The organism is Streptomyces sp. NPDC048254 (assembly GCF_043201895.1).
In the GTDB taxonomy this organism is placed as follows: Bacteria; Actinomycetota; Actinomycetes; order Streptomycetales; family Streptomycetaceae; genus Streptomyces.
In genome coordinates, this window is sequence record NZ_JBICZJ010000047.1 from 1 (window position 1) to 6,279 (window position 6,279).

Genomic DNA, 6,279 nt, shown 5'->3' on the forward strand with positions numbered 1-6,279 from the left:
CGGGTAGGACCCGATACGCTTCTTCACCTGGGAAGTGCCTCCGGCGGTGGCAGGAACAAGGACCTCGACAATCCTCATTCTTGCTGGTCAGAGGCGCTTTTCGTTTATCTGACCATCCGTCGGACACCAGACTTCATGAAAGCGCGAGGTTAGGGCGAATTTGCCAAGAGGGTCGCACTGATCCAACGGGGAGCTCTGGAGAACCTGATCTTGTGAGCTTGTTGGTTCAGAGCGTGCGTCGTTTGCGGATGGGCAGGATGCTCAGGGCCATGACGGTGCCGTCGCCCTGGAACGAGATCGGGTCGTTCCATTTCCTGCCTTCAAGGGGGTCGCGTCGTTTGGGACGGAGTTCGTAGGCTGCTTGCCGGTACTCTTCGACGCACCCGTCTTTGATCATCTTGTACAGTCCTGAGTCCGTTCCGGAGAATGCCTCGATGCGTGCGGCCCCCATGCGGAAGACGTTGTCCGTGCCCACGAACTTTGTGTCGGCTACCTCGATGTCCGCGTCGTCAATGCTCGATGTCGCGGCGAAAGTATGCACGTCGTAGTGTTCTCGTCCTTGGCGGTCGGTGAGATACCGGACGGCGTGTTTTCCTCCGCCCGAGAAAGCGGTCAGGCCGGCGGCTGCGGTACGGGCCAGGAGCTGGCCGAACCAGGCGAGGTCGTCCTCGCTCACCTGGAAGCCGTCGACCGTCCGTGCCCGTCTGCCGTCTCGGGCCGGTATGTGAATGGCGTTGGGGTAGGGGATTCCGGGTATGTCCTTGATCTCCTCGTCGGCGTTTCCTGGAGCGCCAGGAACACGGAGCGGGAGCAGCGTTTCGCCGGGGGATTGCAGGACGTTGACCACGACCCCGCCCTGGCCCATGAGTTCGGTGGACAGCATCAGGCACGGCGTGGTGTTCCACGGGCCGATCTGCATGCCCTCGGTCAGTTCGGCTCCCTTGACCAGTTGCTGGATCGTGGTGCTGCGAGTTCGGCTCGTCCGCTTGCTCGGCTTCTGGTGGTTTCCCCGGCAGGCCACGAACGTGACTTTCGACGGCTCTCCGGGCTTCCACGCCTCGATGAGGTAGTCGGGCCGGGGTCGTGAGCCCTTGTTCCGTTGCGAGACGCGCAGGGGCCAGCCGGCTCGCAGCACCGTGTTCGTGTCCACGACCGAGACGATGTGGTCGGGGTAGCGCTGCTGTACGAGGTGTTCGGCCACGGCGAGCCCGAAGCCGACGGCCAGCTCCCGGGCCTGCATGCCCTTGTACCAGCTCTCGGAAGAGCGGCCCTTGTCGGTGAGGTCCATGGAGCCGGCGCGATTGCCGTCCAGCGCCTCGCAGAACTTCAGGCTGAGCCAGTGTTCCGCGAGCCCGCGTCCCATTCCCTGGGCGGCCAGCACGTAGCCGCGGGCCACGGCGTGCAGCACCTGCCACGGCGTCAGGTCGATGGACCGGCCATGCTCGGCCAGCGCCACCGGCCGCAGCTCAGGCTTCCTGCGCGCTGCCTCCTGGCCCTTCTGCTGGCGCCGCTTGTCGATGGCCGTCGCTGCGGAGTCCACGTGCGCGGCCAGTTCTGTCGTCGAGTGGATGTGAACGCTCGTCGAGCGGCTGAGAGCGTTCAGGATCTGTCGCGCACTTCTCGCCATGCATCCCCCCACGGTGTCCGTGCCCTGGCCGGCCGGGAACGGTAGTTCGGAGCAATGGGGCGCATACAAGTGCGCATGGTGAGCCACCGTGTAGATCCGGCCAAGTCGTGCACGTGCTGGGCATCACCAGCCGATGCGAACGGTGCCGCTGGAGCCACCGGGTGTTCGGCCTCGACCGGTGGCCTTGGGCTCAGGGCACGCAGCAGGCGCGTGCGACTGACGTGCGGACGGGGCCCTTTGTCAGCGGTCGTTCGTAGAATGCTGAGTCTGGAGGTGGCGTTTGTGGCGGTACCTGTCTCGCAGCAGCGCAAGCTGAGTCAGCGTTCGGGCAACATCTGTGCGTTTCCCGGCTGTGGGCTGCTACTCACGGCCGAAGGTACGCCGGAAGAACCCGTCGTGGTGCTTGGCGAGATGGCGCACATCGTCGCGGAGAGTCCGAACGGCCCGCGTGGTGACTCGCCGTTGACGACCGAAGAGCGCAACCGGTACGAGAACCTGATCTTGCTCTGCAATCAGCATCACCAGCTGATCGATTCCGACGGTGCACTGGCCATGTACACCGTGGAACGACTCCAGGCCATGAAAGAAGATCACGAAAAGCGGGTGGAACGCAGACTCGGCGGGCGCCCCAACGTCAAGGCGGATCTGCCGCCCATGGTCAACAGCACCGTGCACAGCAACGTCTTGCCGGTCACGCAGATGCCACGCCACGTCTACGGGGCACCCTGTCTGGTCGATCGAGAAAGCGAGGTCAGACCGGAGGGGACGTCCACCGGGGTGATGACACCGTTCATACTGCGGGAGGGGCGGCTGTGGGCATTCCAGAACCTGCGGGACGAGAGCGGCCCTTTCGCCGCGTTCGTGGACCGTAGCGCAACCGAGCGGTTCGACTCTCGGGAGTGGTGGGCTGACCCCGACAAACTTCAGTGGTACGTCGCGTTGCTCAACCGCTCACTGAACAAACTCACCGGGCGTCTCGGCCTACGACTCGATCGCAACCATCACCGCTACTACTTCGAACCCGAGGAAGAGGGCGTCCAGCGCACAGTGGTGTACCGGCCGTTGAACACCAACAAGGCAACGCGGAGCGTGGTGTGGCAGCCCAAGAAGAAGGCCACCGGAGAAGCACGCAACTACTGGCTCCATCGTGCTGTGTCGCTGCGCTTCTTCCTCATCGGCAACAGCCAGTGGTGCCTGAGTATCAGACCTGAGCTGCGAGTGACATCTGATGGCTTCGAGTCCATAGACGCCAAGCACGTCGGGCGGCAGGTGACCCGGAAGAAGGCCAGGCTGTTCAACTACGACCTTCTCGCCGAGGTGCAGTTCTGGCGGGACTTCCTGGGAAAGAGCAGTCCACGGATCAGCTTCCCTTTCGGTGATGGGCAGAGTCTGGTCATCTCGACGTCTCTGAGTAGCGGGCAGGTGCGCTGGCCGGGCATCCCTCCCGAGCACGACATGCCCTTCAAGAATGTCGAGTACGTGGACGACCTGTTCACCTGGGCCGAGGCCGAGAGCCTGAGCGAGGATGATGCACTCGACCACGAGCAGGACGAAGAAGCGGGGTACGAAGGGGTGATCGTGGATTGAAGGCACGCCCAGCGCCGCCCAGCGCCTCGCTCGCCGGTCCGCCCTCCCTCATCAGGGGCATCCACTTCCCGGAACCGCTGCTCCGCTTCGCTGACGACGGTCTGCACATCGACCCCAAGGCGGGCATCGCACGCTACGGCCCGCGATCCTGGACGGCCTCGGGCCGTCACCCCACACGGCTGCGCGTCGGGCTCATCGGCACCCCGGAGCTCATCGAGGCAGCACGCGTCTGGATGAACAGCCGGGCCGAGGGCGTGATGGGAGATGAGAACAACCCCGAATTTCCCGGTTGGATGCCCGACCGGGGGTTTTTCTCCTCCCTGGAGTTCGACGATGTGTGGGACGAGGAACTCGGCCAGGCGGAACTGCGCCAGGTACTGGAGATCAAATCGCAGCAGGAGCGCTTTCACGCTGCTGTGGCCCTGTTCGAGACGAAGCTGCGGCATCTCGCGGAACGCGACAGCACCCCCGATTACGTTGTGGTCGCTCTGTCCGACGAGATCGTGGCCCGCTGCGGTACCGCCGACTACACGACCAAGGAAATTGGGGCCGTCCATCGCGATCTGCGCCGCGCTCTCAAAGCGAGCGCCATGAAGTTCCGTCTTCCCACGCAGATCGTCCGAGCGCCCACCCTGGACGGCCGGGACAGGACACCGCCTTCCCGCATTGCGTGGAACTTCTTCACCGCGATGTACTGCAAAGCAGGTGGCTATCCCTGGAGTCCGCACGGCCTTGCCCCTGGCACGTGTTATGTAGGAATCGGATTCTACCGTCCGCTCGGTACCGCGCATGCCACGATCCAGACCAGCCTGGTGCAAGCGTTTGACGAGCGCGGGGAAGGGCTGGTTCTACGCGGCCACGAATTCGAGTGGGACCCGAACAAGACCGGAAGCCGCTCACCTCATCTGACGGCTGAGGGCGCCCATAGGCTCATGGCCCTGGTCCTCGACCAGTACGAGTCGGTGATGAAGCAGACCCCGGCCCGGGTCGTGGTCCACAAGACTTCTCGCTACTGGCCGGACGAGCGTGACGGATTCCGCTCGGCGATCGAGGCCCGGGTGCGGCGGTACGACCTGATGGCCCTTGAGGCACAGAGCCGTGTGCGACTCATCACGACCTCCAAGTACCCGCCACTGCGCGGAACCCGGTTCAGCTTCGGCGAGTTGGATTACCTCTACACCACGGGCTACATATCCGCGCTGAGAGAGTTCCATGGTATGCATGTTCCAGCCCCGCTTCAGGTGGCTGATCACATCGGTCAGGACTCGTCCCGTGACGTGCTGTTGAAGGAAGTGCTGGCCCTCACCAAGCTCAACTGGAACTCGGCTGCCTTGGGCGGACTCTTGCCCATTACGATCAAGTTCTCGGGCCTGGTCGGAGAAATCATGCGAGAAATTCCGCCCGACCGGAACCCGCTGCCTCAATTCAAGTTCTACATCTAATTTCCGGATACTGCCTCAGTTCGCCCCCTCTGATTGGTTAGAGGCTTCTATGATGTATTCCCTGGCGGTCTGCCCCTCTGAGGACACCCTTTGTTCAGTCGGCCCATGCGCTGGCTAGCATGCGGATTCCGTCGAACAGCTCATCGTAAGTCATGATTTTCAGGTCGCGGAGGGATGATCGGTAGAGTTCGAAAGACCTACGCTGATCTTCGCTCGCAATCTCCCTCTCCAGATCTCCGATGATAACCACACTTAGGGGGTGAGCTGCTCGAAGGCCCGGTGTGTGAAATGCTAGGTTGGGGAGGTTCGTGAGCAAGCTATTTCGGTATTCCAGTACCTGAACTGTCGATCCAGCTAGCTCTCTAGAGGGAGCGTAAACATTTCCCCTGTACTTAGTTGGCGCCAGCAGATCTGACTTGGGTGTCTTGATTTCGATAAGCGCAACGTTCCCTCCGTATTGTGCGAGGAAGTCTAGCTCGTTACCTCCGGAATTATGTATCGACTTACCGCCGACGTAGCACCTGCTGCTAAGTGTGTACGCCCTCCCGTCGAGGGCAAGGATAAGAACCTCGGGACGCTCGGCAAGAAATTCTTGCCAAAACTGTTCACTGCTGTTATCTCGATTGTCTTCCCAGATTTTCAGTGCATCGGTCAAGCGGCGTGATGTTGTCCCCGGTGACTCAACCCCTGAAAGAGCCGTCTCTACTCGCTCGAAGTGGGTCTCGCGTATAGCTCGCAGTGTTTTCGCAGAGTATTTCTCAGGGTTCTTGTCGACGTAGGCGTGATGAGTGGGGCAAAGGATGATGATGTTACCTATCCCGGCTCTTTCCTCGGGTGTCAGTCCGGGGTCATAGCGCAGACTTCCTGGTGCGAGAGACGAAATGAAAGCAAGTTCAAGAAGCGGTGTGCCGTTGTCGAGGACGAGTGGCTGGCACTCGGGGAAGGCGCACCTGCCTCCGGCCTTCGAGAAGGCGGCTTTGATGATTGAAGCGGGGATCCCCCGACGGTAGTTGGCCACCGGACGATCCTGCCGCACGAGAGGAGCGGTGTGCGACTGATCCAGCGGAACTGCGCTGGGGGTGGTGACCTTCTGACGCTATGTCAGGGATGCTTCGGCGCGGCCGACGACGGTCGGCTGTTCTTCAGCGGGTCCGGCACGAGACCTGCGACCTCCCCCTGGCACCTGCACTCACCAGTACCTCGCTCGCGAAGCGCCCGTACGATCTGCGGCACTCGGCACTGCCCACCTGGCGGTGCGCGGGCGCAGATCCGGCCGCGGCGGCGTTCGCCTTGCCTTGTGTCTGCTGCTGGGTTTGGCCGAGCTGATGATGGAGGTCTTGGGCCGCTCCTTGTGCACAGCGCGACCTTTGTGGCTGTGACGCATTCTTCTGCTCAGAGAGGTGGTGGACGTCATGAGGAGTTCGGCGTCGCAAACACGAGGCGTCCCCAGAAGTAGACGTGGTGGAAGGACGGTGATCGCGGCTAGGTCCGGGAGAAGCCGTTCCATGGGAGGCGCGACCGACGTTAGCCTCGCGCTTTCATGAAGTCTGGTGTCCGACGGATGGTCAGATAAACGAAAAGTGCCTCTGACCAGCAAGAATGAGGATTGTCGAGGTCCTTGTT

4 protein-coding genes are annotated in these 6,279 nt (G+C 62.2%); 2 read left to right on the forward strand and 2 right to left on the reverse strand.

Annotation, left to right across the window (positions count from 1 at the left end; all coding sequences use genetic code 11):
* Positions 1–226 precede the first annotated feature (226 nt).
* A complete protein-coding gene (locus ACGFZQ_RS52145) occupies positions 227–1,714 on the reverse strand; it encodes a hypothetical protein (protein WP_393846499.1) in 1,488 nt (495 codons plus the stop codon).
* A 171-nt stretch (positions 1,715–1,885) separates the two neighbouring features.
* Here ACGFZQ_RS52145 and ACGFZQ_RS52150 point away from each other — a divergent pair, with 171 nt between their 5' ends.
* Together ACGFZQ_RS52150 and ACGFZQ_RS52155 are read left to right on the forward strand one after the other, a co-directional pair.
* Positions 1,886–3,214, forward strand: a complete 1,329-nt coding sequence (locus tag ACGFZQ_RS52150) for an HNH endonuclease (RefSeq protein ID WP_393846500.1) — start codon at positions 1,886–1,888, stop codon at positions 3,212–3,214.
* Entirely contained in the window at positions 3,211–4,656 is a 1,446-nt protein-coding gene (locus tag ACGFZQ_RS52155; protein WP_393846501.1) for a hypothetical protein, read from the forward strand. The genes ACGFZQ_RS52150 and ACGFZQ_RS52155 overlap by 4 nt, the downstream gene beginning before the upstream one ends.
* A gap of 94 nt (positions 4,657–4,750) precedes the next feature.
* On the opposite strand, the gene ACGFZQ_RS52160 is transcribed toward ACGFZQ_RS52155, so the two are convergent.
* Entirely contained in the window at positions 4,751–5,674 is a 924-nt protein-coding gene (locus ACGFZQ_RS52160) for a Shedu immune nuclease family protein (protein ID WP_393846502.1), read from the reverse strand.
* Between the last annotated feature and the right edge of the window lie 605 nt (positions 5,675–6,279).